The sequence below is a fragment of the Flammeovirga yaeyamensis genome (assembly GCF_018736045.1).
Classification (GTDB): Bacteria; Bacteroidota; Bacteroidia; order Cytophagales; family Flammeovirgaceae; genus Flammeovirga; species Flammeovirga yaeyamensis.
This window is the reverse complement of record NZ_CP076133.1, coordinates 192,758-218,713: the sequence shown is the minus strand read 5'-3', so window position 1 is coordinate 218,713 and position 25,956 is coordinate 192,758. Positions and strand designations below refer to the sequence as shown.

Here is a 25,956-nt window from a genome sequence, read left to right as displayed (position 1 = left end):
ATGAAAAGGAAATTATTATTCATTTTACTACTTAGCTGCATCAACAGTTTTGCACAGAAATCAAAACCAAAGTACAAGGATCAATGGCTTTTTCCGCCTAAAGATTCGAGTATGCTCATTTCGGAAGATCAACAAGCAGAATTATTGACTTCAGAAGAGGACATGCAATGGTATAAGGATGCTAAATTTGGTGTTTTTGTCCATTGGGGACCAGCACTTTTGGCCACCAATGTATTAAGTTGGGGAAGGCACGGCAACCGACCTGCAGCCAATAAAGCAGCCAATAAAGGAGTTCCTGCGGAGGAATATGATGAGCTGTATAAGCACTTTAATCCAGTGAATTTCGATGCCGATGAATGGATGAAACATGTGAAAGATTTTGGTGCAGAGTATCTGGTTTTTACGGCAAAACACCACGATGGTTTCTGTTTTTTTGATGCTAAAAATACAGAGTACAATATCATGAACACTCCTTATGGGAAAGACATATGTAAACAATTGGCAGATGCGGCGCATAAACATGGAGTAAAATTATTCTGGTATTATTCTCAACCCGATTGGCATCACCCAGATTGTTTAAGAGAAAAGCATTACGAAAACTACTTACCTTATATGAATGAGCATATTGAGCAATTGTTTTCTAAGTATGGAAGAATTGATGGGGTATTTTGGGATGGATTGGCTTCGAAATATTGGCAATGGGATTCTTATCATTTGATAAAGAAAATGAAGGAGTGGCAGCCTGGTTTGATTAATAACCCAAGAAGTGGTTTTAGCTGGCCGAACCCTAAAATTAGAGGAGATTTTGATACTCCAGAACAATCACTTGGACCAGTGGATCACCATCGTTATTGGGAGGCTTGTTTGACGATGACAGATAAATGGCTGTACAGTCCTGAAGGTCCGATTAAATCGACAGAAACAGTTACTTCTATGTTGATTCAGGTAGTCTGCAATGGTGGTAATTTATTATTAAACTTTGGTCCTGATGGAAAAGGCGAGTTTGTTCAAAAAGATGTTGAAGAGGCGAAAGGTATCGGAGAGTGGTTAGATAAATATGGAGAATCAATTTACGGAACTCGCAGAGGTGTATATATTGGTGCTGATTGGGGTGGTTCTACTCAAAAAGACAACGTACTTTATTTACACTTCATGAAAAAAGCAACTACTCAATTTGAATTACCTGTATTACAAAATCAAATAGTGAAGGTCGAAGGATTAACTAAAGCTTTTAAAAGTTTAAAAGAAAAGGAAGGGAAATATGTGATCTCTTTTGATAAAGATTTGATACAGGACGAAATTGACCATATCGTAAAAATCACTTTTAAACACTCTTTAGAAGGGACTAAAAGAATAGCAACTTGGAATCAAATGCCTATTGCAAAGAAAGATTTTGTGATTCATGCATCATCAGAAAGAAACGAAAAGAATGCTGGAAAAGTGATCTACTCTTCAAAGGAAAATACTTTCAGTGAGGGGATTCGATTGAAGTCGTGGTGGGAACCTACTAAAAAAGATAAAACACCTTCATTAACGCTTAAATTTAAATCACCTAAGAAGGTGAATACTGTTTTATTGTCAGAAAATATGAGAGCCCACAATGTTAAGGATTTTGTTATTGAAGTCTCTCAGAACGGGAAATGGAAAACTGTTCATCGAGGAAGTTATATTGGAGAGGGATACCGAATCGGAATTCAACCGGAAGAAATCGATGGGATCCGTTTGCTTATCAATACTTATCAACAAACACCACAAATAACTGCATTTAATGTTTATGAAGACCTTGAAGATAGTACTACTACTTCTGTGGAGTAGTCAGTTATTAGCACAAACAAAGCAACCTAATGTGGTCTTCATTTTGGCAGACGATTTGGGGATTAATGCTTTAGGCTGCTACGGAAATGAATATGTGGAAACCCCCAATATCGATAAGTTGGCGGAAGAAGGAATGCGTTTTACCAATGGTTATTCTAACGACCCTACTTGTGCTCCCTCTAGGGCATCAATTATGACGGGACAATACGTTCCTAGACATAAAATTTATAGGGTGTCTGATCGATTTAAATCAGACGAGAAAACGTTGAAACATATGCGTTTTCTTCCTCCAGAAAATAATCGACCGTATGGAAAAACAGTAGGATTGTCATTGGAGCAAACCATTTTACCTGAGGCCTTTAATCAGAACAGTTATACTTCTGCAGGGTTTGGTAAATGGCATTTGGGAAGTAAAAAATTGGGAATGGATCAGCAAGGTTTTTCAGAAGCCATAGAAACCAAAGGTCATTATCAGTTTAAGTCTTTCCCACAGCAAGATGATATTTTAGAGAATGAATATAATGCTGATTATACGACTCAAAAAGGGATAGATTTTATGAAAAGACAGGTAGCTAACCATCAACCTTTCTTTTTATATATGCCTTATTATTTGGTACATAAACCTCTGGAACCAAAACCAGAAACCTTTGCTTATTTTAAAGAGAAGTACCAAATGGAGGATGAGGTGACCAATGTGTTTGCCATGATCAAAAACCTTGACGAGAGCGTTGGTGATTTGTTAAATGCGATCAAGGAATTGGGGATAGAAGAGGAAACAATTGTGGTGTTTACCTCTGATAATGGACATTATAAAACCGACAATGGTATGTTCAATAAACCGTATAGAGGATACAAAGGCAATACTTTGGAAGGAGGAATTCGAGTTCCTTATATATTTAAATACCCTAAAGTGATATCACCTTCTACGGTAAGTGAGTTACCCATTATACATGTTGATATTTACCCGACATTAATTGGTCTTAGTGGTCATAATTTACCCAAAGAGCAAGTGATTGACGGGGTGGATATTTCAACGGAATTAAAGGGAGAGAAAGAGGTATTAAAAGATAGAATATTAGTGTGGCAATACACCAATTATTCAAGATATAAACCGAAAACAAAGACGTTTAATTCGGAGTGGGTCAATGTCATTCAATACAAAGGTTATAAAATGACAGAATACGTTGAATCTGGGAAGAAAATTCTATTCAATTTGAACGAGGATCCTTTTGAGGAAAAAGAGATTTCACACACATCAGCTGAAATTATAAATGAGTTGACGGTATTATTAGAGAATTGGAAAAAAGAAACCTCATCAGAGCAGCCAAAAGAAAATTCAAAATTTATAAATCAATAAATAAAGAAGGGGATCATTAATCCCCTTTTTTTTTGTCTTTTATTGACTTCATCAAATCATCTAATTCTTTAAACTAAAATACATCAAAATGTGTGGTAGATAAGGTAATGTTTGCTCTTTCATTGTTAGAAGGGCAAACCCGATGGAAAACCCTAAGGCTACATCAAATAATTTGAAATAAAATGGAATTTAGATTTTCATTGACCACTCACAGAGGAATTTTTACCATTCACAGAAGAACTTTTCTGCTTCATGAAAAAAGATAGATCATTGTATCATCACAAAGTTAAAACTGATCACAATGAAAAAATCTATCAAATCTATTACTCTAATGCTGTCTCTTTTTGCTGTCATCTTTTCAGCACAAGCGCAAACTCCTCAAGAGACGATCGACAAGGCCTTAATGACTTCTTTTTATAAGCAAAGCAATCAGGTGGAAGGGATCATTAAAGAACAACCCAACGATTATTGGAAGGCGTATGCTTACTTTAAATCGTCTATTTATTCGGTAAAATTGGGTGATGAAGACAAAGCAAGAAAGGAAGTTGAACAAGCTTTAAGTATCATCAAAGAAGCAGAAAATCAGGATTCAGAATTGCTGGCTTTGGAAGGAAATATTTTAGGATATAGTATAAGTCTGAATCCTGCAAAGACGCAATCGTTGGCATCAAAATCTACTGGAAAATACAAGAAATCTTTGAAACTCAATAAGCAAAACATGAGGGCTTATTTAGGGTTGGGAGAAAACGATTTTCACACACCAGAAAAATATGGAGGGGGAAAAGTGGCAGAGAAGTATTTACTAAAAGCATTGGAAGCGCCAATAACCACTTCAGAAGATGTAAACGCACCCAATTGGGGCAGGGAAAGAGTGTATATGTTGCTTGTGAAGTTATACGAGCGACAAGGAAAAAGCGAAAAAGCAGTGAAGTATTGTAAAGAAGGTATTGCCGCTTTTCCAAACGATTATGAGCTAAAACAATTAGCCGACAAAGTATTATAACCATTATCATCAGTAGGGTCAACTTAAAACTAGTGTCAAAAAAGTTGGCCCTTTTCTAACTATCTATTACCATGAAAAAATTAGTTCTCTTTTTAGCTATCCAACTATTTCTTATCGTACCAAGTATTGCTCAGTCGTTATTTTTTGGAGAAGTAAAAGACGAAAGTGGGACGCCGATTCCCTTTGCGAATGTTTATTTAAAAGAACAATTAGAGGGAGGATCGACAGATTTAGAAGGGAAATTCCGATTCTCTGTGGATAAAGTAAATTCTACTGCTCTAATGATATCTGCGTTGGGATTTAAAGAAAAGGAAATTCTTTTGGTAGAGGGGAAATATCAATTTATCATCACTTTGATAGCAAAAAGTACGGAACTAGATGAGGTACAAATTGTGGCTCAGAAACAGAAATCGTTGGAAGAGGTGGCAGCATTAAAAATGACTGGAATGGATGTAGTCTTGAATGCAAGTGCCAATGGCGATTTATATCAAGCATTGCAAACCATGCCAGGGACATCAAAAGTAGGCGATCAAACGGGGCTATTCGTAAGGGGTGGAGATGCCTCGGAAACACAAACGATTATTGATGGTACAGTGGCCACACATCCCTTTTTAGGTGATACACCAAACATGCCTTCGAGAGGTAAATTTGATCCGTTTATGTTTAAAGGAACCTCATTTTCTACTGGCGGATATTCTGCAGAGTATGGTCAGTCACTTTCCTCTATTTTATTGTTAGAAACAGAAGGGATTCCTGAGAAAACAAGCTCATCGGCGAATTTACATTTTGCGGGTGTTGGTGCCACACATACCCAAGTTTGGGACGAAAAAACAGCATTGATGGGTGGTCTAACCTATAACAATTTAGTACCCTATTTTTCGGTTACCCCTCAAAATACAGATTGGTTAAAAATGCCTGAAGCACTAAATGCCAATGCCGCTTTTCGTCATAAAACAAAGGGAGGAATGTATAAGATGTATTCTCAATTTGGTCATGGTAAGGTAGGGTTAAATGTGTTTAATGCAGAAGATCCAAAGTCGCCACTTCCCTTTTATAGAACGGGTAATGATTTGTACATCAATAATTCCTACAAAGGGAGTTTGATAGGAAATTGGGGGATTCATGCCGGTTTATCCATTAATAGTCGACAAGCCGATGTAGAGGTAGGACCTTTTCAGTATGTCGAAAACACCTCCTCGGTGATTGGTAAAACTACTTTTTCTAATTCTTTGGGGAAGAAGATTGATTTTATAATTGGTACTGAATACAGAAACGATAGAGATTACATTCAAAACAATTGGTTGGAAGATCACCTCACATCTGTTTATTCTGAGTTTACCTACTCGATTCTTCCAAAGGTGACTTTAAGAGTAGGGGCTAGAGGAGAATATTCCTCTTTATTGAAGAAAACCAATCTTGCACCTCGATCATCTTTATTGTTTGAGTTGGGAGAATTTAATCAGTTGACATTAGGCTATGGATCTTTCTATCAGAAAGGAAAACCTGAATTATTGGCTCGAAATAACAATGTAGACTTTCAGAAATCCAACCACTATTTGATGAACTTTAAGAGAGAAATCTTCGGTAGAACTTTTAGAGCAGAAGTGTATTATAAAACCTATGATCAATTACTAAAATTCGATAACGAAAAAATCACCAACAATGGACATGGGTTTGCGAGAGGGATCGATCTATTCTGGAGGGATGAAACCAGCATTGGTTTTTTAGATTATTGGGTGACTTATTCTTTTGTCGATTCCAAAAGAGACTATCTGCATTTTCCTGAATTATCTACACCAACATTTGTTTCCAAACATAATGTGAATATTATTGCTAACTTTAAAATACCATCATTACGACTTCAACCTGGACTAACTTATTCTTACGCTTCAGGACGAACTTTTGAAAATCCAAATAGTGAAATATTTCTTGCAGATAGAACGAAAGACTATCACAATTTGGATGTAGCGGTAAATTATAATACGACTATTTTAGGGAACTTTGCTGTAGTATTTGCTTCGTTTTCTAATGTACTCGGTTTTGATCAAGTATATGGATACGATTACTCTGTGGACGGATCTGTGAGAGCAGAAAGATTGCCATCGAGTAAACAATCTGTGTTTTTAGGACTCTTTGTCACTATTGAATAATGAAACTAAATCTATTCAGACCTTCTGTTCGAAGTAAGTTACTTCATATCACCATACATTTAATATGTTGGGCGATTTATATCTTTCTTTTAAGTTATCGTGATTTACTTTTTAATGATGCACTGATCAATAATTTTTGGACCTTTTCTGTCATCACCTCACCATTAGTACCATTTATTTATTTCAATTTATATGTACTAATTCCTCGATTACTATTTAAGAAAAAGCCTTTGATGTACACTTTAGCATTGAGTATCCTATTTACAGTGTGTATTAATATACGATATTCAACGGCTTTTTATTTTTATGCAAAGGTATTATGTATTAACTCGATCGAGCCATTTTTCTCTGGAAGAGTCGGTTGGTGGACGGCTAGTAGCGAAACATTTGGTCTGTTTTTTATATCAATTTCTCTTTTTCTACTTCATAATTGGTATGCAAAAGAAAGGTATGTGAAGGAGTTGGAAAACAAGAATATGGCTGCGGAATTGAACCTTTTAAAATCTCAATTACAACCTCATTTTCTATTTAATAATCTGAATACCATTTATTTTTTGATGGATTCTCAGCCGGAAAAAGCGAAGGAGTTGGTCGTTCAATTATCTGATGCTTTAAGTCATCAGCTGTATAAAGCCAACCAAGATAAAGTGATGTTGGAGGAGGAATTGGAGTATTTGGAAAGTTATATCAAAATAGAGCAAATACGACATCAAGATTTCTTAGAACTGAATTATAACTTTCCGGAAGAAACCTCAAAACTGAGTATCGCCCCAATGTTGTTGATGACCTTTATTGAGAATGCATTCAAACACAGTACACATTCGAAGGGATATAAAATCAATATCGATATCAGTTTGAATGGTAACGAATTGAAGTTGCATGTGATCAACACCAAAGGTGAAACAAAGTCGAATAAAAAAGTAGGAGGATTGGGGTTGACCAATGTGAGAAAACGATTGCAACTCTTGTATCCTCAGATGCATCAATTGGAGATAACCGAACATGAAAGTGAGTTTGAAGTCAATTTAACCCTAGAACTAAATGAGTAAAATGAACTGTGTCGTGATCGACGACGAGATGATTGCAAGAGAAGGCATTGCCGGATATGTAAAGGAGATTCCCTATTTAAATTTGGTCGGGAAATGTAAAAGTACATTTGAGTTAGATGAGGTGCTTATGCAGCAGAAAGTCGATCTAATATTTTTGGATATAGAAATGCCTGGCTTAACAGGAATTGATTGGTTAAAACATGCCGACCACCCACCGATAGTGATATTCACAACAGCACATAGAGAATTTGCCTTGGATGGTTTTGAACTCAATGCGACAGATTATCTTTTAAAACCTATCACTTTACCTCGTTTTTCTAAAGCGGTTGCAAAAGCGTATAAAACATGGGGGCAATCGCATGCAATTGAAGAAGAAAATCTTACTTCATTTTTTATCAAGGAAGATAATCAAACAGTTAAAATACAAGTAGCCGATATTACTCATGTAGAAGCGGCGGTCGATTATATTTATATCCACACCATCCATAAAAGACATATGACATTGTTTTCAATGAAACAGGTAGAAGAACAGCTTCCTAAAGAGCAATTCTTACGAATTCATCGATCATTTATTGTCAATATCGATTATGTAGAAGCAATAGAAGGGAAGATGCTGCAGGTGAATGGGAAGCAGTTGGGAATTAGTCGTGGTTTATATCAGGAAGTATATGATAAGATTACGAAAGGGAAGGTGTGGAAGACATAATAAAAAAGGAACCTATCAGGCTCCTTTTTTTACCACTTAATATCTAAAACTTCATCAAATCTAAATCTTGTGGGTAAAGAAAAACTTCTTTTATAATCTGCTTTCACTTACAATAGTGTAAATCGATTAGAAAACCCCTAATGGAAATCAAAAAAAAATAGCCTTCCCGAAAGAAGGCTATTTTAATCTATTACTATTCTAAAATTAAGGCTCTATAAAAATGTCAATCGATTCAGAAATGATATTATTTTCTTTATCTGCTAGATAAATGATCACTTCATATTCTCCGAAAGTATTCTCTGGAATACTAAACTGCCCATGGAAAGCATAATTATCGACATCGTGATAAATGTGGGTGACATCCCAAATACTTCCATCATCATTTTTTGAATGTATGTCGATTCTTAGGTAACCGAAATCGACATAATCAATATCAGTAACCACTTCCAAAAAGGAAGAAGTTTCAGACATGGAAACGACATCAGTTGATAAATTCTTAATCTGCATGATCTCTTTTGAAACATCTTCGGAGTCACTACAACTCGTAAAGAATAAAAAGGATAAGGAGATCACCGTGTATAGTATTTGTTTGATCATATAATTCAGGTTAATACAATAATTTTGACTCGATAATGTTGATATAGGTTGTAACCGGATAGTGTTAAAGTTTGATTGTATCTAAATATACATAATCAATCTAAAAATGTAAATATTATTAAACATTAATAAGTTTCGTTCATCAATTTTAATTTGTTTTAAGGGAATAAATCTGATCTAGGGTTATTAACATTCTTTCGATTGGAGGAAACGGAAAATTATTGCACGTTATCATTTTTATATTCTATTTAGTAATGATAATCTTAAAACTAGATATCTAGAAAAGCCAATAAAACGAAATTAACAATTACAGAAATGAAAAGAATATTCACTTTAATACTACTCTTTACCACATCTTTAATTGTGGCACAAGAACTAAAATCGCCTAATCAAAATATAAAAGTCACATTCAATCAATCAAAAGATGTGGTTTCATTTAGTGTTACTTCTAATAACAAAGGGGTAATTCAGAAAGGAGAAATTGATTTGATGTTTAATAATACTTCCTTACTAAAAGGAAAGAAGATGAAAGTCTCTAAACAAAATCATTTTGATAATAAAGTACTTCCAGTTGTACCTTTTAAAGAAGCTATCATTGATGATGTCTATAATCAAGTGATATTATCCTTCGGCAGAACAAAGGTAGAATTTAGAGCATATGATGATGGCATCGCTTACCGTTATATCACCAACGAAAAATATGAAGTAGAAGTAAATGAAAAATTCGACATCACTTTCTTTAAGGAAACGGAGATGTGGGCATCATTGTTAAAGGGGTATTCAAGTAGTTTCGAAATTCCATATAAGAAAATAAATGTTGATTCTATAAGTGCAGGGATCAATACGTATATGCCTTTGTTGTTACAAAATAAGGAAGAGAATAAAATTTTGATGACAGAGTCTGATATTGAAGATTATCCTCATATGTTCTTTACTAAAGGAAAAAATCATCAGTTAAAATCTACTTTTCCTAATTACCCATTGGAAGTGGAAATGATAGGTGATCGTCAGAGTAAAGTAACTAAAACAGCAGATTATGTTGCACTAACAAAGGGCAAACGTTCTTTTCCGTGGAGAATAATGATTATCACGGAAGATGATGCAGATCTTGTGGCGTCAAATTTAGCGTTCACCTTAGCTTCTGAAAACGTTTTGGAAGATACAGAATGGATCAAACCGGGAAGAGTTTCTTGGGAATGGTGGAATGCATCTAATTTGTATGGTGTGGATTTTAAAGCAGGGTTTAACACTGAATCGTATAAATATTATATTGATTTTGCAGCTGAATATGGTTTAGAGTATATCATATTAGATGAAGGTTGGTCGTTCTCAACAAAAGATTTGAGTAAACCTAACACAGAACTTGATCTATTTGAGTTGATCCGATATGGAAATGAAAAGAATGTCGGTATCATCCTTTGGGCCACTTGGAAAACCTTAGACGAACAACTGTTTGTTTTAGATAACTTTCAGAAGTGGGGTATTAAAGGGGTAAAGGTAGATTTTATGGATAGAGCCGATCAGTTAATGGTCGACTTTTACGATAAAATAGCTCGTCTATGTGCAGAAAGAGAACTTTTGGTGGACTTCCATGGGGCATATAAACCTGTAGGGCTTCATAGAAAATATCCGAATGTTGTTTCTTACGAAGGGGTGCATGGCCTTGAAAACGATAAGTGGAGCAATACAGTCACTCCAGAACATGATGTGACGATCCCTTTCATCAGAATGGTTTGCGGTCCGATGGATTATACACCTGGTGCAATGAGAAACTATCATCAAGAAGAATTTGTGCCGAATTGGACTCGTCCTGGTAGCCAAGGAACTAGAGCGCATCAAGTCGCATTATTTGTGATTTATGAATCAGGAATCCAAATGTTAGCGGATTCACCTTCGAATTACAAGAAAGAACATGAGACCACTTTTTTCTTAGCTCAAATACCTGTTACATGGGAGGATACTAAAGTAATCTCTGCCAAAGTGGGAGAATACTTGATTATGGCTAGAAAAAATGGCGACCAATGGTTTATCGGTGGTCTTACGAATAATGAAGAAAGAGAAATGACTATTGATCTATCATTCTTAGGAGAAGGAAATTATGAAGCGAATATCTTTCAAGATGGTATCAACGCAGTACATTTTGCAGAAGATTATCAAATGCTATCTAAGGATGTGAAATCTAATAGTCAACTGAGAATTAAGATGGTGAAAGGTGGTGGGTATGCTGCTATCATCAATAAAAAATAATATATAAAAATAAAATAGGCATTGTATTCTTCTACAATAAATATACAATGTCTATTTTTATGTTATGATAAAACTTAACGCAAACAATATTCAGACGGAACCACATCTGTTAAAGAGGACAATTGCCACTATTATTGATTATGGAATATATTTTATATTCTTCAATCTGTATGTCAAAACATTTGGTGAATTATCTGATGATGGAGGTTATAAAGTAAATGGTATAGCCTCCCTTCCAATATTTCTTATTTGGTTTATATACTTTCCTATTGTAGAAGGTTTATTCGGAAAAACATTAGGTCATTTAGCTGTTGGCTTAAAAGTGATTGATAGAAGAGGAAAAAATATTACGATGTTACAAGCTTTTAAAAGAAGATTCTTAGATCCTATCGATTTGCTTTTTCATGGCGGTATAGTAGCTTTTTTTGTTGTAAAATATGCAAATAAGCATCAAAGAGTTGGAGACATTGTGGCGAAAACATTGGTAGTTGGAAATGAAAAAGTGTTTTGTCTAGATTGTGGAGAAGATTTATTTCTAGATCCAATAGATCAACAGAATGGATTTTTTGAATGCCCTAATTGTCAGACAAAGAACATTTTATGGGAAAAGAAAATGCCTAATTAATCAAAAGCTTATTATTTGGCTGTTTTGTTTATGTTGATAGAATTAAAAGTTAAACAAAAGGATTCATTTGTGAGAAAAAAATGAATTTTGTTTAAACAAAGTTAGTGTTCAAACAAAGCGATTGTAAAAAAATCAAAAAAAATTTCATTGTAAAAATAATAGTCTCACCTGCTGAGTGTTTAATGTTACTTAGAATTGTTTTGCACTATTCTAAGAGATTCGAACTTTTTGTTTAATGAAAACGAAAGTTGTTTAAACAAAATATCTTAACACAAACTTATAGTGTTCAGATTTTCAACCATAAACATAATTTCAGAATGAGAACTATTAACTTATTTAAAATTCTATTACTACTAGGTCTTTTCGGTCTATTCACAGCATGTTCAGACGACGATGACGACAATGTAACAAACCTACCAGCAGACGATGATGATCCGGTAGCTGAGGTAGGAACAATTGCAGGAATTGCAACATCTTCAGAAGATTTCACTTCTCTAGTAACTGCATTGCAAGCTGCTAATCTAGTAGAGACATTTGATAGTCCAGGTGACTATACAGTATTTGCTCCAACTGATGGTGCATTTGCTAATTTATTGAGTGCCAACAACGGTATATCTAGTTTTGATGACATTTCAGCTGAAGGTCTTGATGTATTACTAAAGCATCACGTAGTTGCAGGTCGAGTATTTTCATCAGACCTGTCTGATGGGCAAATGGTTGAGACACTAGCAGGAACAATGCTAGAAGTGGACATCACTGATGGTGTTGTGACTGTTGGTGGCGCCCAAGTATCAGCTGTTGATATTGAGGCAAGCAATGGTGTAATTCACGTGTTATCAGATGTTATGGTAACAACAAAGGCTTTAACAATTGCTCAAGTTGCCATAAGTAACCCTGACTTCTCAACATTAGTAGCAGCTTTATCACAAGCTGATTTGGTAGCACCTTTCACAGACAGCGATGGCGAATTTACAGTATTTGCACCAACAAATGCTGCTTTCGAAGCTGCAGGCATCACAGATTTATCTGCTATCGACAATATGGATCTTGCAAGGATTCTTAAGCATCACGTGGCAGGTACAGTGGCTTTATCTTCTTCTCTAACAGAAGGTCAAATGATTCCTACATTAGCAAATACAAAATTACCAGTTTCTTTAGCAAACGGTGTAACAGTTGGCGGTGGTAATGTAGTAGCTGCTGATATCGAAACAGTAAATGGTGTAATTCACGTAGTAGGGACAGTCTTATTACCAAATACAATTGTTGATGTAGCTCGTGACGCAGGTAGCTTTACTTCGCTATTAGGGGCATTATCAGATACTGAGTTAACGGACTTATTCAACTTCGATGGTGATGAGGCGTACACAGTATTTGCACCAAACGATGCCGCTTTCGCTGCAATCTCAGATGTTCTTCCAACGCTAACAACTGAAGAAATTGCAAGAATTTTAGCACACCATGTAGTTCCATCTAAAATTATGGAAGGTGATTTATCAGAAGGTGCAATGGTAACAACACTTGCTGGTACAAAATTAACAGTATCACTAATGGGTGGAGCAACAATAAACGGTGTAGACATTGTTGCAACAGATGTTGAAGCTTCAAATGGTGTCATTCACGTTATCGATGAAGTGTTATTACCAAATACAATTGTTGATGTAGCAAAAGCTAACGGTAGCTTTACTACTCTATTGGGAGCACTTGATGCAACTGATTTAACATCAACTTTCAACATGGATGGTGGTGAATACACAGTATTTGCTCCAACAGACGATGCTTTCGCTAAGATTGCTGATACAGTAGAAGGTTTATCTACTGAAGAATTAGCAAACGTTTTAGCACACCACGTTGTAGCAACTAAAGCTTTATCATCTGATTTATCAGATGGTCAAATGATTGAAACATTAGCAGGAACAATGTTAACTGTAACAGTCATGGGTGAAAGTGTATACATCGATGGTGTTATGGTTCAAATTGCTAATGTTGAAGCATCAAATGGTGTAATTCACGTTCTAGGTGATGTTTTAATCCCATCTAGCAACTAAGAAAATATATTTTCGTAATTTATATTTTAATGAATAGAGCAGTAAAGTCCATCCTCTTTGGGGATGGACTTTGTTTTTTTATTATACAAATAGCATTTGATTTCACCTCATTTTCTGCTTTTAAAGCAAATGATTGTAAAATTCTTTCATAAATATTCTCTATTTTTTGATAATAACATTTATATATCGCAATATTGCGATATGGGAATAACAAAAACAGAAGGTTTCGACACAGAAGTAACGGAAATGTCAGATATCCTAAAGGTTTTAGGGCATCCGGCAAGACTAAGTATTTTGCTTCATCTTATTAATGCACCACAATGCATTAATGGAGATTTAGTAGGCGTGCTACCTTTGGCACAATCTACAGTTTCAAGACACTTAAATGAATTAAAGAGAGTGGGTCTTATCAAAGGATCTATTTCTGGTAATAATGTAAGTTATTGTGTAAACGAGGAACTGTGGGAGAAAGTGAGCCTGTTTTTCTCATCAAATTTAAATCAGTTATCTCCTAAAAAGTGTTGTTAATCAAATCATAATTCAAAATGGAAAACGCAGTAGTAGAGTTAAAAGATTATATCAGTACCCTTGAGGGTGAGTTTGGATTAATCGAACAAGAAAGAAAAGAAATGCTTCAAGTGGTTGCTAATTTCGTTAAAGACTCTTTAGCTAAAGATGGAATAGCAAATTTGATTTTAATTTGTACACATAACTCTAGAAGGTCTCATCTTTCTCAGGTTTGGACTCAAGTTGCAGCACATTATTACGGATTTAAAAATGTATTTGCTTATTCTGGAGGAACAGAAGCAACGGCATTATTTCCATCAGCAGCAAATGCATTGGAAAGAGCTGGTTTGAAGATTCAAAAATTGTCTAATGAGGACAACCCTGTTTATGCGATAAAATATGATGAGAACCAACCTGCAATTATTGGTTTCTCTAAAACATACGATCATGCATTTAACCCACAATCTAATTTTGCAGCAGTAATGACATGTGGACATGCAGATGCAAATTGTCCATTTATTCCTGGTGCCACTCGTATTTCGTTACCATTCGAGGATCCAAAAGCTTTTGATGGAACTTCTATTCAGGAAGAAAAATACGATGAACGTTGTCGTCAGATTGCTAGAGAATTAATGTACGCCTTTTCACTAATTTAAGATGTCAGATTTAACGAAAGATACAGCAGCGGTTTGTCCGCAAAAGCAACCTAAGAAGTTATCTTTTTTAGATAGCTATTTAACGCTTTGGATTTTTATCGCCATGGCTATCGGTGTTGGGATTGGATATTTTTCTCCATCCGTTGCCGATAAAATTAACGATATGTCTGTAGGAACGACCAATATTCCTTTAGCCATTGGATTAATATTAATGATGTATCCACCTTTGGCAAAAGTGAAATATGAAGAGATGGGAAAAGTATTTTCGAATGTAAAAGTACTTTCTCTTTCTTTGGTATTGAACTGGATTGTTGGTCCAATTTTAATGTTTGCCCTTGCTATTATTTTCTTACACGATTACCCAGAATACATGACAGGCCTTATTTTAATTGGCTTGGCTAGATGTATTGCGATGGTAGTTGTTTGGAATGATCTTGCTGATGGATCATCAGAATATGCGGCAGGTTTGATCGCCTTAAACAGTATTTTCCAAGTATTATTCTACAGTGTGTACGCTTATGTTTTTATCACTATCCTTCCTCCTTATTTTGGGTTTGAAGGACTAGCGGTAGATATCACTATGGGGCAAATCGCCGAAAGTGTATTCATCTATCTTGGAATTCCATTTATAGCTGGATTTTTAAGTAGAAAAATCCTAGTGAACGTAAAAGGTAAAGATTGGTATGAGAATGTTTTTGTTCCTAAAATCTCCCCAATTACTTTAATTGCTTTATTGTCAACAATTGTATTGATGTTCAGTTTGAAAGGACAAAAAATTGTTGAGTTGCCATTGGATGTATTAAGAATTGCGGTTCCATTAGTCATCTACTTTACATTGATGTTTGTGGTAAGTATGTTCTTAGGTAAATACTTTGGTGCTGATTATGAGAAAGATGTTTCCATTGCGTTTACAGCAACAGGTAATAATTTCGAGTTAGCAATTGCAGTGGCGATTGGTGTATTTGGCATTAACTCTGGCCAAGCGTTTACTGGAGTAATAGGGCCATTAGTAGAGGTTCCAGCATTGATTGCCTTGGTAAATCTCGCCTTTTGGTTTAGAAAGAAATACTATACAAAATAATAAAAGAGAGGTGGATACAATTTCTAGGCTATTGTATCCACCTTTCATTATATATAAAAACACATGAGCAGATACATTTTTTTCACAGGAAAAGGAGGCGTTGGTAAAACTACTTTAGCTTCAGCTACTGCAGTAAAATTAGCCGTTGAAGGAAAAAAAGTATTATTAATTAGTACGGATCCTGCATCAAATTTATCTGATGTTTTGGAAATGCAAGTGACCGATAAAGTACACGCACACCCAAAACTTAATCAATTAAATGCGATCAATATTGATCCTGAAGCAGCAGGACATAATTATAAAGAAAGAGCTGTTTCTTCTTTGGGAATGTTGGCCACACCTGCCTACAAAAACAAAGTAAGAGAACAATTATCGGGTGCTTGTACTGTAGAAATCGCTTCATTTGATGAGTTTACAAGATATATTTCCGGTGCTCCTGAAGTAGCAGATTACGATCATATTGTATTTGATACAGCACCTACAGGGCATACATTACGTTTGTTAGAGCTACCTGAAGCTTGGAGTACTTTCTTAGATCATAATGAAGGGGCGACTTGCATAGGCCCATCGTCTTCATTAAAGAGTAATCAGAAAAGATATAAAGAAGTCATTCAAAAGTTACAGGACCCAACATTGACTACCTTCATTTTGGTGGCAAGAGGGGATGAAGCTTCCTTACAAGAAGCCAACCGTTCTTCTTTAGAGTTGAAAGAGTTAGGTTTAAGTAATCAACATCTTTACATTAACGCCCTGCTTCAAGAAGATATCTCAGACGATACGTTGGCTCAGGTGATACAATCAAAAAGTGATAAAGCATTAGAAGAAATGCCTGAACACTTAAAGAGCTTATCACAAACTAAGTTTGGAATGCTACCTTACAATGTGTTAGGTCTACAGAAATTATCTTCTGTGTTTGATGAAAAATTGATACCACAGATTATCAATCAATCCAATTCAGCAACTCAAAATGAAGCCATTGATTTAAGTGCTTATCAATTTAATCAACTGCTTGATAACATCGAGGCAGATAAAAATGGTTTGATATTAACGATGGGTAAAGGTGGTGTTGGTAAAACATTTACGGCTTCATCTATTGCAATAGCTTTAGCGAATAGAGGGAACGAGGTGATTTTAACAACGACTGACCCAGCTGCTCATATTACCAACTATACAGGTCAGTTAACAGAACTTCCCCCTACCTTAACAGTTGAAAGAATAGATCCTAAAGCAGAAACTGAACGATACATTGCAAAAGCAATGGAGAAAAAGGGGCAGGGTAAAACGGAAGAGCAAAAGAAACTGATTCTAGAAGATTTACAATCGCCTTGTACTGAAGAGGTGGCGGTATTTCATGCCTTTGCTAATGTGATTCGACATGCTAGAAGAAAGTTCGTGATTGTTGATACTGCTCCAACCGGACATACATTACTATTGTTAGACACCACAGGGGCGTATCATAAACAAGTCAAACAGCAGAGCAAAATTGATGATAGCAAGCTGATGACTCCATACAAGATGATTCAGAATCCTGATCTAACAAAAGTACTAGTCATTTCTATATTGGAAACGACTCCAATTAGAGAGGCACAAAGTTTAGAAGAGGATTTAAATAGAGCAGGGATTACTCCTTATGCTTGGGTATTTAATCAGGAAATGATTTCTAACCCGGGAGTCAAAAATTCCCTACTACAAGCTAAGGTGAATCAACAAAAAGAACTGTTTAATTCTTTCTTGAACGATCATCAAGATTCGAAATGTTTTACCCTACCTTATTTAACAGGTGAAGAGATCATTAACGAGCTTCAAGAAATCTAAAATTGTCTGTAGATAGAACATTCTTATCTTATAGAAAAGACATTACTTTTCACTTTAAAAAGTTCAATGGAAATAATTTTTTCATTGAACTTTTACTTTTAGAATAATTTAATTAAATATTTTTCTAAATTGTGTAGTGATAGTTTTTTAAGCGCTTGTAAATTTTTTAGATGGAAAAGCAAATTACTTCTGATTTTTTAGTTTTAGATACAGAAACTACGGGCTTAGACGCTGGTGTAGATGAAGCTTTACAAATAAGCATTATCAACAGTGATAAGGAAGTACTTCTGAATACTTATTTAAAACCAAAATATAGAAGATCTTGGCCTGAAGCAATGAGTGTCAATGGCATAACGCCTGAAATGGTAGAGGATGCACCGACATACGATTTCGCAATGCAGGATATGATTAACGATATTGTAGAGGATAAAAATGTAATTCTTTACAACGCGGCTTTCGATCTAAATTTTGTAGACTTAACCAACGCAAAAGGGGTATTCTGTGCCATGAAAGTATTTTCTACAGAAATTGTGAAAGAGTGGCACGAAAAATACAACGATTACCGTTGGCAACGTTTATCAACTGCTTTTAACCACTTTTCTGATATGCAGTCTTTGGAAGATAAGATCTTATTAGACAATTCTCATAATTCACTATCGGATAGCTTTATGACGCTATACGTTTGGCAAAAAATGATGGAATTAGGATACGACAAAGGAAAAAACTATCTATTAACGAATAAAATATAGATCTCAAATTTACCTACTTTACTACATGAACACTAACAAAATGCTACTTATATTTATGTACTTCTTTATAGGTATGTGGGTAACAATTGTAGCCGTAATGTACTTAAATATTGTTCGAAGAGAACAAAAAAACATGACTGTAGATCTACAGGCACAAGATGTTCAGATGCTTATGGAGTACGATACTATGGAATATAAAAGGGTCACCAAAGAAGACATTCCAGAAGATTTTGATATTATCCTATTAGAAGTAGACTAAGCTAAAGCTTCTTCTAATGAATCTCGTATATCAACGATCATATTAAACCCTGATATCGTTAAAATCTCCATCACTACTTCATTAGCATTACACACTCTAAACTGACCTTCAATTGCTTGAAGTTCTTTAGAACCCATTAGAAATACTCTTAATCCCGAACTACTCATATACGTTACCTTTTCTAGATTAAGAATAATCTTATCACTACCCTTTTCTATTAGATTTCTGATGCTTTCTTCTAATTCTGAAGAATTGCTCGCATCAATAAATCCTTCTACATTAATTACATTATATTCCTGTATAACTTCTTTGCTAATATTCATCTGTTTATAGTATTTTGTTAAGTTGGATGATGTTCTTATCATCCTTTCTATGATAATTGTATGAATCCATTAATTGTTTGACAATATGAATGCCAAGTCCTCCACTTTCACGTTCTTCTAATATTGATGTCGTGTTTGGTGTTTCTTGAAGAAATGGATTAAAAGCAATGCCGTTGTCTTTAACTGATATGCTTAATTCTTTGTCTTTGATTTCTAAATATAGATGAATTTTAGGTATTTCAATACCCTCAAATCCATATTTTATTTGATTACTTATCACTTCATCAAAAACGATAAATAGTTTTTTCTGTATAGTTTCATCCAATTCATTTTGATTAAAAAACACCTGAAGCTGTTCATTTAACTTGTTTTTTTGATCAAAATTGGGTTTTAAGTCTGTGGTAAATAAAGGAGTAGTTTTTTTCTTGAATTTTAAACAGAGCACTGTTATATCATCAGCTTGTTCGAAACCGTCTTCAAAAACTCTAACCTCATGAATGGTATCTTCGACCAATTGTTTCATGGAAGTAATGGTAGTATTCTTTACAAAACCTTGTAATTTTTGATCAGTAAAAAATACTTTGTCTCTGTTTCTTGCTTCGGGAACACCATCTGTATAAGCATACACAACATCGTTTTCCTGTAACTGAACGGTGCGTTCTTTATAATCAAGGCCTTTCATGACACCTATAATAGGCCCATGTATTTCTTTTAATACTTCTAAATTTTGACCACTTCGAATAAACGATGGATTATGACCTGCATTGGTGTAGGTGAGTTTACCTGTACACACATCTAACATGCCCATAAAGACGGTGACAAACATATTGTTCTTGTTCTCCTCAACAATTTGATTGTTGACATGACTCATAATTTCCGCCGTTGATATTTCTGTTTGTGCGGCACTTTTTAGAAGTGATTTTGTCATGGCCATAAGCAAGGCGGCCGGAACTCCTTTATCCGAAACATCCCCGATAACGATGTATAAATAGCGATTATTAATGAGCTGAAAATCATAAAAATCACCACCCACTTCTCTTGCAGGAATTAGATCGGCAAATAATGAAATATGGTCATTTTGAAAGAAGTTTTTAGGAAGCATACTCATCTGTATATTTCTACCTACAGATAATTCACTTTCCATTCTTGCTTTATCGTTTTTGGCCTTTTTTAGATTTTCATAAGACTCTTTAAGGTCATCGTTCTTTACCTTTAGTTCATCTAAAAGTTCGTCTCTACTTTTTTCATTATAAAATTCTACAGCTTTATATAGGTTTTTAGTATCAAAATTTCTTTTTATGGTCATGACCATTTTGGTATCAAAAACATCTATATGAAATAAGTGAGATTTAATAATTGGAGGAGGAAAAATGGGATCACCTAAGGAACTAGAAATACCAATCTTGAAAGTAGAAATATTATTTGATTTAATATGTTCATAATCAATCGTTAGAATGAGCAGTGGAAAATGTTGTTGCAACATTCTTAGATAAGAAGATAAAAAACTAGCAATTTTATTAGAGTTACCTGCATTTCCCATCATTAAAAAAGCCACATTATATACCTTTTTACGGAAATAGATAATCTCCTTTTCACTACCCAATATTTTTGTTTCAAATAAACTCATTTACTTTATTTTAATACATAACATTGTAGCATCATCAAATTCTGATCCCCACTCTTTTACTAATTTTCTAGATAGTATTTCACAAGTAAACAAATGATAGTTGACTTTGCTATGAAATGAATTAGAACTATTCACTCCATCACTATGAATTAGAATTAGGTCGCCTGTTTGAATTTTTCGTACATCAACACGAGGAGTTCTTTTTCGTACTCCAATCAATCCATCTGTAGATAATAACGCTATATTATTATTTTGTTGATTTATGATTCTAGCATTGATATTACCAATCGTACAGAAACTAATTTCATTATTTTCGATGATCCCAAGCCCTAAAGCGGCCCCTTCGGAACCCTTCATAAAATAATGTGCTTCAGACATTAAATGAGCAATGTCTTTCTGTACCCTTTCTTTAATATATTTCGTCAGTTTGCTCGCTATTTGATGAGCCACTTGTCCATGTCCAATACCATCAATAACCGCAAAAAAGGTATAATCGTCTTCTTGATGGATAAAAAAAGCATCTCCATTCACATACTCACCTGTGATAGGACGAGTATAACCCGCAATCTCTATTTTTTGTATTTTATCCAATATGTTACTTTTACATGTGTACCTTGATCAGGTATTGAATCTATCTCAAAAATATCGGCAATTCTTTTAATTCCTGGTAATCCCAATCCAAGTGTTCCGCCAGTCGAAAAATTATCGGTTAGTGCAGTTTCTAGATCAAATATTCCTTTTCCATTATCAATTGCTTCTATCAGAATCCCTTCTCTATGCAGCATTCTTCTATGAGAAAATTTCACAAAGCCTTTCCCCACGTATTTAATGATATTCTGAGCTAGTTCTGAAATAATAATGGATATTTTATGACAGTCCAGTTGATTAAAACCAAGTGATTTGGCAAAATCAAGTACCTCATGTTGAGCATAGTGAATATCGGTTTCTTTTTGAATACTAATTCTCATTTTACTTCAACATTTGATCAACCATTAAGAAAGCTTCATCAAGACTTAATACGGCATTAAGGCCATCGATGTCAGCATCTAATAAAATAAGCGAAGAGACCACAGAGGGTTTTAAGCCAGAAATAATGGTTTGATAACCGGTCAATTTAATCATATCAATAATACTTCTAATACGATTAAAATCAATCAGGTCAATAATTTCTAATCCCGATAAATCGAAGATAATACCTCTAATCTTATTGTGTTTCACCACAAAATTCAATAACTCTTGACGAAACAATTTTAGTTGTTCCTCTTCAAGATCTAATTGAAAAGAGGCAATAATACAACCTTTATGTAGCTGTAAAGGAATACTCGATTTAATCCAATTCTCCATTTATTGCTTGATAATTTTCATATTTAATTTATCGAAAGCAATTTCTATAGCCGAACGTAGGTTTGCGGTAGTTTTAATTGTTCCTACATCAATTCCTAATTCAACGATAGTTTGAGCAACTGCAGGTGATAAGCCTGATATGATACACTCACAACCCATTAGTTTTGTTGCTTTTGTGATCTTAATAAGGTGATTTGCTACCGCAGTATCTACTACAGCTACACCAGAAATATCTAAAATAAAAGATTGAGCATGATGGGTAGATATCTGTGATAGGGTGTTATCCATGATATCTTGTGCTCTTCTTGAATCGATTAATCCAACGACAGGCAATAAAAGTAATCCCTCCCAGATTTGAGTTACTGGCGTTGACATGGCCATCAATGTCTTACTTTGAGCAGTAATTTTTTGATTGACTATACTTTCGTAACTCTGAACAATAATAGTCATATCCATATGCACCATTTTGTTCAAACCTCTTCTAGCTTCATTAATATCTTCAGCCGACCAATCTTTCACCTTAAGAAGCATTTCCACAAATAAAGAAAGAAAATGATCAACTCCAGCAAGATAAATCTCTTGAGATAATCCTATACGTGCATGTACCTCACCAACCTTGCGTCTTGATTCAATATAACCACCATCAATTTGAGCATCAAAGAATTGTTCCCAAAACCCAAATTGCATCTTCTGAACGCGTTCTAGAGTAGAAGGATCCGAAAAATATTCATAAAATTCAGGAGTAGACCTTAGCCACTTATACCAACTTTCTACCATTTGTGGTAGCGCTTTCATCGCTATTGGTTTAAGTCTTTGAATATATTCAGTGTCTTTTGAGGTAATTCCGTAGAGCTCACACAATTGTTGAGCATTCCTAGAAAATTCATCCATTAGAATGTCGTGTCTATAAAATTAACGAAGTATTAAGTTGGTTGAATTTAGTTTTTCCAAATCGAAATAACAAAAAAAACAGGGAGAGCTTAAATAATGATTTCAATTATTAAATAATATTTGTAAATTAGATTACCACCTATACTCAATTATTTATGACCCGCATATTTTCGTTAACCTGCTTATATATCCTATTTTTATTATCTTCATGTTCAATAATTAACTGGGAAGTAGAACCCGATAATCTAAAAATCACCTATCAGGACGAAGAATTAAGTGAAATATTTCATGATCATATCTTACGGTTCATTGATGAAGCAGAAAAACGTGACATGACATTTCGTTCAGGAAAAGTGAATATTAAATGGGGACCAGAATTAGCAAACCATGTCAATGCAACTACTTTTTCCAACGGTATTATCAAAGTAAATCCATCTTCTGTGAAGATCAATCACGACCATCTTTCATTACAATTAATTTCCCACGAATTATATCATTTACTATGTCAACCACCAAGTGCTTACGACCACCGAAGTAGACATTTAATAAGTGGAACTCCATATGTATCATCTTTAATGGTGGCTTCTTCTAAAAAAGGAGAATTTCCAACGATCGATAATGTTGAGATGTGGGAATATTATTTTGATGAATTGTTTCTCCATCATGGAGATTACTCCTTTGTTTATGATTATGAAAGTAATTCTAAGTAAATTTCAACCTTTGAGGTAGAAAATATTGACTTAAATTTATGTTAAAATTAAGCTAACAATCTACTGATATAAAAGATGATGTTTTTTTCTTTGTTAAACATCATATCTTTGCACCTTTAATTAAAATCAATTCCTCAAATCTAATCTGACTACATGAGATCGCTTAACACGCTATTCTTATTATTAGTTATTTCTATGGGTTCTTTATTTGCACAAAATGAAACTCATGGAATTCTAACTAAAGAACAGCAAGACAGTATTTATATCAATAAATACAACGAGAAGAATTTACCTCCAAAGGTGGTACACGCTGAACCACTTTACATTGATCTTATTCGCGACCTTGGAGCACGTGCTGGTGAAAAAGAATGGAACGTGGGTATGGAGATTAAAGACAATCTTAAATACGATAAATACGAGGCTTTAATAGAATACGAATGGGCACCAATCAATAGACTTGGTTTTGAAGTAGAACTTCCTTTTTCATTTTATTCTCCACAGGATGGAGTAGATAGAGATTCAATTCCTTCAGATAGATTAGAAAGTTTAAAATTGGCAACACAATGGTCATTTTTTGTTTCTGAAAAACTGAATATGTCAATGGCTTTGGGGTATATCAATGAAATCACATTTTCCGATTTTAAAAATTTTGGCAATCCTTTAATTCAAGGAAATATTTTTAATCCGTTTTATGTCATCGCAAAAAGATGGGGGAGAAATTGGCACTCGTTGATTTATACCGGACCAAGTTTTGAATACGGTTATCAATCTAAAGATTGGGATATTTCTTATGAAATCAACCCTTCATTCCATTATATGATACCGGGTACTTCCAATTTTATTGGTATGGAGTTTAACCAAACGGTGGCCAATGGAGATTTTGATATGACTATTCGCCCTCAGATGAGAGTGGGTATTGCAGATAACCTTTTGGTGGGTATCGTTGCCGGTATTCCTGTTGGTAGAGAAAACGAACGTTTAAGTGCTTTCTGTCGTTTGATTTGGGAACCGGGGCATAAGCATAGATAATTTCTGAAAGGAATAGAAAAAGCCCGAATTCTTTAACTAGAATTCGGGCTTTTTTTGATAATAATTTCTTCAAGAAAATTAAATATCCAACTGAGCCTCTACAGCTTTAATCCAAGCTTCAGGTCCTCCTTTTTGGTAACCCATTTGAATACCCTTACCATCTTTTACAATAAAAATTGTAGGATAACCTTGAATTTTATACTCCTGAGCTAAATAATAATTCTGTGCTCTAAGCTGATCGGATTGTTTAACACCTTTAGGGAAATCAAGCTCTAAAAGAATAATATTATTTTCCTTTACCCATTTTTTGAATTCTGGTGTATCAAAGATTTCTCTGTCAATTTTTTTACACCATCCACACCAATCACTTCCTGTAAAGTCCATGATTATAGGTCTTTTTTCATCCTGAGCGGTTTTAATAGCATAATTTGCATCATTGGTCCATCCCTCTTTCGTTACAGGATCTGTAATTGCGGGGATTTCTTTGTTTTCTTGTGCTAATATTGAAATCGTAAAGCCGAAGAATACAAAAAGTGAGATGATTAACTTTTTCATAATATATTTAAGAACTCAAATAATTTTAATTCTGATAACACCATGTACTTTATAAAAATATGATGATTTATTCATATATGCAATATTAGTGCCTTACAAAAGAAAAACCTGACAGATTTCTATCAGGTTTTAACAATATCAAACTAAAATAACTACTATTATATTTTTTATAGAGAAGATTCAATCTCCATTTTTGCTTTGTTTAATGATTCTTCAGAGAACTCATCAGTCGCTTCGAAGCGTGGTGAAATAACCACTTCTGCGTGCCAACCGTGTCCTACATTATCTCTATGAATACCATAAGTAAACATGGTAATCTGATTCATATTGTCAATGGTTTTATCAAGATTTTTTTCTAGTAACCACTGATCATCCGTAGCTTGGTGTAAGGACCAATCAGTTGATGTACTCAAACTTTTGATGATCATATTTAGATTACATTCGATCAACTCCACATCATCTGACTGATAAATAATTTTGATTTGAGTTAATTGATTTTTTTCAAATACGGGCTCTAATAAAGCTTCTTGATCTAAAAACTTAATAGAGTAATATCCTTCTGTTGTTAACTCTCCATTTAGATCGCTTTTGATATGTTGGTGTACTAAATCATCCTCCATATTTAAGAATAAACCTTTATATATTTCTACCTTTTCGGTAGGGGCCTCGTCTTCTTTTTTTTCTTCCTCTTCAGCAACAACGATTAATGGAGCAATAAAAGTCAATAAAAAGTAAATTAATGTTTTCATGGTAAATTAAGATTTGGTGTATTATTATTTTCACTTACTTATATCGCACTTAAAAAAATGTCACCAA

At 34.4% G+C, this 25,956-nt stretch carries 26 protein-coding genes; 17 read left to right on the top strand and 9 right to left on the bottom strand.

Annotated features, from left to right (window positions below):
• The 6 genes from KMW28_RS21325 (at position 1) to KMW28_RS21300 (ending at position 8,080) form a co-directional block, all read left to right on the top strand.
• On the top strand, positions 1-1,815 hold the full coding sequence (locus tag KMW28_RS21325) for an alpha-L-fucosidase (RefSeq protein WP_169662341.1): 1,815 nt from the start codon (positions 1-3) through the stop codon (positions 1,813-1,815).
• Positions 1,775-3,172, top strand: coding sequence for a sulfatase (locus tag KMW28_RS21320; RefSeq protein ID WP_169662342.1), 1,398 nt, complete (start codon positions 1,775-1,777; stop codon positions 3,170-3,172). Before KMW28_RS21325 ends, KMW28_RS21320 begins: the two co-directional genes overlap by 41 nt.
• A 301-nt stretch (positions 3,173-3,473) precedes the next feature.
• Positions 3,474-4,175: a tetratricopeptide repeat protein gene (locus KMW28_RS21315; RefSeq protein ID WP_169662343.1), complete on the top strand. Its 702-nt coding sequence runs from the start codon at positions 3,474-3,476 to the stop codon at positions 4,173-4,175.
• 71 nt (positions 4,176-4,246) lie between these two features.
• Positions 4,247-6,325, top strand: coding sequence for a TonB-dependent receptor (locus KMW28_RS21310; protein WP_169662344.1), 2,079 nt, complete (start codon positions 4,247-4,249; stop codon positions 6,323-6,325).
• Entirely contained in the window at positions 6,325-7,374 is a 1,050-nt protein-coding gene (locus tag KMW28_RS21305; RefSeq protein WP_169662345.1) for a sensor histidine kinase, read from the top strand. Before KMW28_RS21310 ends, KMW28_RS21305 begins: the two co-directional genes overlap by 1 nt.
• Positions 7,367-8,080 carry a LytR/AlgR family response regulator transcription factor gene (locus tag KMW28_RS21300; RefSeq protein ID WP_169662346.1) on the top strand — a complete coding sequence of 238 codons (714 nt, stop codon included), beginning with the start codon at positions 7,367-7,369 and terminating at the stop codon, positions 8,078-8,080. The genes KMW28_RS21305 and KMW28_RS21300 overlap by 8 nt, the downstream gene beginning before the upstream one ends.
• Before the next feature lie 204 nt (positions 8,081-8,284).
• Here the strand turns inward: KMW28_RS21300 and KMW28_RS21295 are convergent, their stop codons facing one another.
• Positions 8,285-8,677, bottom strand: coding sequence for a hypothetical protein (locus tag KMW28_RS21295; protein ID WP_169662347.1), 393 nt, complete (start codon positions 8,675-8,677; stop codon positions 8,285-8,287).
• A 315-nt stretch (positions 8,678-8,992) separates the two neighbouring features.
• Between KMW28_RS21295 and KMW28_RS21290 the strand changes: the two genes are divergently transcribed.
• The 9 genes from KMW28_RS21290 to KMW28_RS21250 all read left to right on the top strand — a co-directional run bounded on the left by KMW28_RS21290 (position 8,993) and on the right by KMW28_RS21250 (position 18,661).
• Positions 8,993-10,924 carry a glycoside hydrolase family 97 protein gene (locus KMW28_RS21290; RefSeq protein ID WP_169662348.1) on the top strand — a complete coding sequence of 644 codons (1,932 nt, stop codon included), beginning with the start codon at positions 8,993-8,995 and terminating at the stop codon, positions 10,922-10,924.
• Positions 10,925-10,988: 64 nt separating this feature from the next.
• Positions 10,989-11,549 carry an RDD family protein gene (locus tag KMW28_RS21285; protein WP_169662349.1) on the top strand — a complete coding sequence of 187 codons (561 nt, stop codon included), beginning with the start codon at positions 10,989-10,991 and terminating at the stop codon, positions 11,547-11,549.
• Positions 11,550-11,866: 317 nt separating this feature from the next.
• Positions 11,867-13,594: a fasciclin domain-containing protein gene (locus KMW28_RS21280; RefSeq protein ID WP_169662350.1), complete on the top strand. Its 1,728-nt coding sequence runs from the start codon at positions 11,867-11,869 to the stop codon at positions 13,592-13,594.
• Positions 13,595-13,795: 201 nt separating this feature from the next.
• Positions 13,796-14,122 (top strand): ArsR/SmtB family transcription factor, encoded by a 327-nt coding sequence (locus tag KMW28_RS21275; protein WP_066216188.1) that lies wholly within the window; start codon positions 13,796-13,798, stop codon positions 14,120-14,122.
• A 17-nt stretch (positions 14,123-14,139) separates the two neighbouring features.
• The gene (locus tag KMW28_RS21270; RefSeq protein ID WP_169662351.1) at positions 14,140-14,757 is read left to right on the top strand and encodes a low molecular weight phosphatase family protein; all 618 of its coding nucleotides are present in this window, start codon (positions 14,140-14,142) and stop codon (positions 14,755-14,757) included.
• Between the two features lies 1 nt (position 14,758).
• Positions 14,759-15,838, top strand: a complete 1,080-nt coding sequence (gene arsB / locus KMW28_RS21265; RefSeq protein ID WP_169662352.1) for an ACR3 family arsenite efflux transporter — start codon at positions 14,759-14,761, stop codon at positions 15,836-15,838.
• 63 nt (positions 15,839-15,901) lie between these two features.
• The gene (locus tag KMW28_RS21260; protein WP_169662353.1) at positions 15,902-17,653 is read left to right on the top strand and encodes a TRC40/GET3/ArsA family transport-energizing ATPase; all 1,752 of its coding nucleotides are present in this window, start codon (positions 15,902-15,904) and stop codon (positions 17,651-17,653) included.
• A 170-nt stretch (positions 17,654-17,823) separates the two neighbouring features.
• Positions 17,824-18,402 carry a 3'-5' exonuclease gene (locus tag KMW28_RS21255; RefSeq protein ID WP_066216179.1) on the top strand — a complete coding sequence of 193 codons (579 nt, stop codon included), beginning with the start codon at positions 17,824-17,826 and terminating at the stop codon, positions 18,400-18,402.
• A gap of 40 nt (positions 18,403-18,442) precedes the next feature.
• On the top strand, positions 18,443-18,661 hold the full coding sequence (locus KMW28_RS21250; protein WP_169662354.1) for a hypothetical protein: 219 nt from the start codon (positions 18,443-18,445) through the stop codon (positions 18,659-18,661).
• Here the strand turns inward: KMW28_RS21250 and KMW28_RS21245 are convergent.
• The 6 genes from KMW28_RS21245 to KMW28_RS21220 are packed head-to-tail and all read right to left on the bottom strand — an operon-like array spanning position 18,658 to position 22,846.
• Positions 18,658-18,984, bottom strand: a complete 327-nt coding sequence (locus tag KMW28_RS21245) for an STAS domain-containing protein (protein WP_169662355.1) — start codon at positions 18,982-18,984, stop codon at positions 18,658-18,660. The two genes, KMW28_RS21250 and KMW28_RS21245, sit on opposite strands and share 4 nt — an antisense overlap.
• 4 nt (positions 18,985-18,988) lie before the next feature.
• On the bottom strand, positions 18,989-20,611 hold the full coding sequence (locus KMW28_RS21240; protein WP_169662356.1) for an ATP-binding SpoIIE family protein phosphatase: 1,623 nt from the start codon (positions 20,609-20,611) through the stop codon (positions 18,989-18,991).
• On the bottom strand, positions 20,612-21,202 hold the full coding sequence (locus KMW28_RS21235; protein WP_169662357.1) for a SpoIIE family protein phosphatase: 591 nt from the start codon (positions 21,200-21,202) through the stop codon (positions 20,612-20,614).
• Entirely contained in the window at positions 21,181-21,579 is a 399-nt protein-coding gene (locus tag KMW28_RS21230; protein WP_066216169.1) for an ATP-binding protein, read from the bottom strand. Before KMW28_RS21230 ends, KMW28_RS21235 begins: the two co-directional genes overlap by 22 nt.
• A gap of 1 nt (position 21,580) precedes the next feature.
• Positions 21,581-21,955 (bottom strand): STAS domain-containing protein, encoded by a 375-nt coding sequence (locus tag KMW28_RS21225; RefSeq protein WP_066216167.1) that lies wholly within the window; start codon positions 21,953-21,955, stop codon positions 21,581-21,583.
• Positions 21,956-22,846 (bottom strand): protoglobin domain-containing protein, encoded by an 891-nt coding sequence (locus KMW28_RS21220; protein WP_169662358.1) that lies wholly within the window; start codon positions 22,844-22,846, stop codon positions 21,956-21,958.
• Positions 22,847-23,001: 155 nt separating this feature from the next.
• Here KMW28_RS21220 and KMW28_RS21215 point away from each other — a divergent pair, with 155 nt between their 5' ends.
• Both KMW28_RS21215 and KMW28_RS21210 read left to right on the top strand, forming a co-directional pair.
• A complete protein-coding gene (locus KMW28_RS21215) occupies positions 23,002-23,556 on the top strand; it encodes a hypothetical protein (RefSeq protein ID WP_169662359.1) in 555 nt (184 codons plus the stop codon).
• A gap of 153 nt (positions 23,557-23,709) precedes the next feature.
• On the top strand, positions 23,710-24,585 hold the full coding sequence (locus tag KMW28_RS21210) for an HAEPLYID family protein (RefSeq protein ID WP_066216161.1): 876 nt from the start codon (positions 23,710-23,712) through the stop codon (positions 24,583-24,585).
• 78 nt (positions 24,586-24,663) lie between these two features.
• Here KMW28_RS21210 and KMW28_RS21205 read toward each other — a convergent pair whose 3' ends face one another.
• Both KMW28_RS21205 and KMW28_RS21200 read right to left on the bottom strand, forming a co-directional pair.
• Positions 24,664-25,140 (bottom strand): thioredoxin family protein, encoded by a 477-nt coding sequence (locus KMW28_RS21205; protein ID WP_169662360.1) that lies wholly within the window; start codon positions 25,138-25,140, stop codon positions 24,664-24,666.
• Positions 25,141-25,307: 167 nt separating this feature from the next.
• Positions 25,308-25,889, bottom strand: coding sequence for a hypothetical protein (locus tag KMW28_RS21200; RefSeq protein WP_066216157.1), 582 nt, complete (start codon positions 25,887-25,889; stop codon positions 25,308-25,310).
• Positions 25,890-25,956 lie beyond the last annotated feature (67 nt).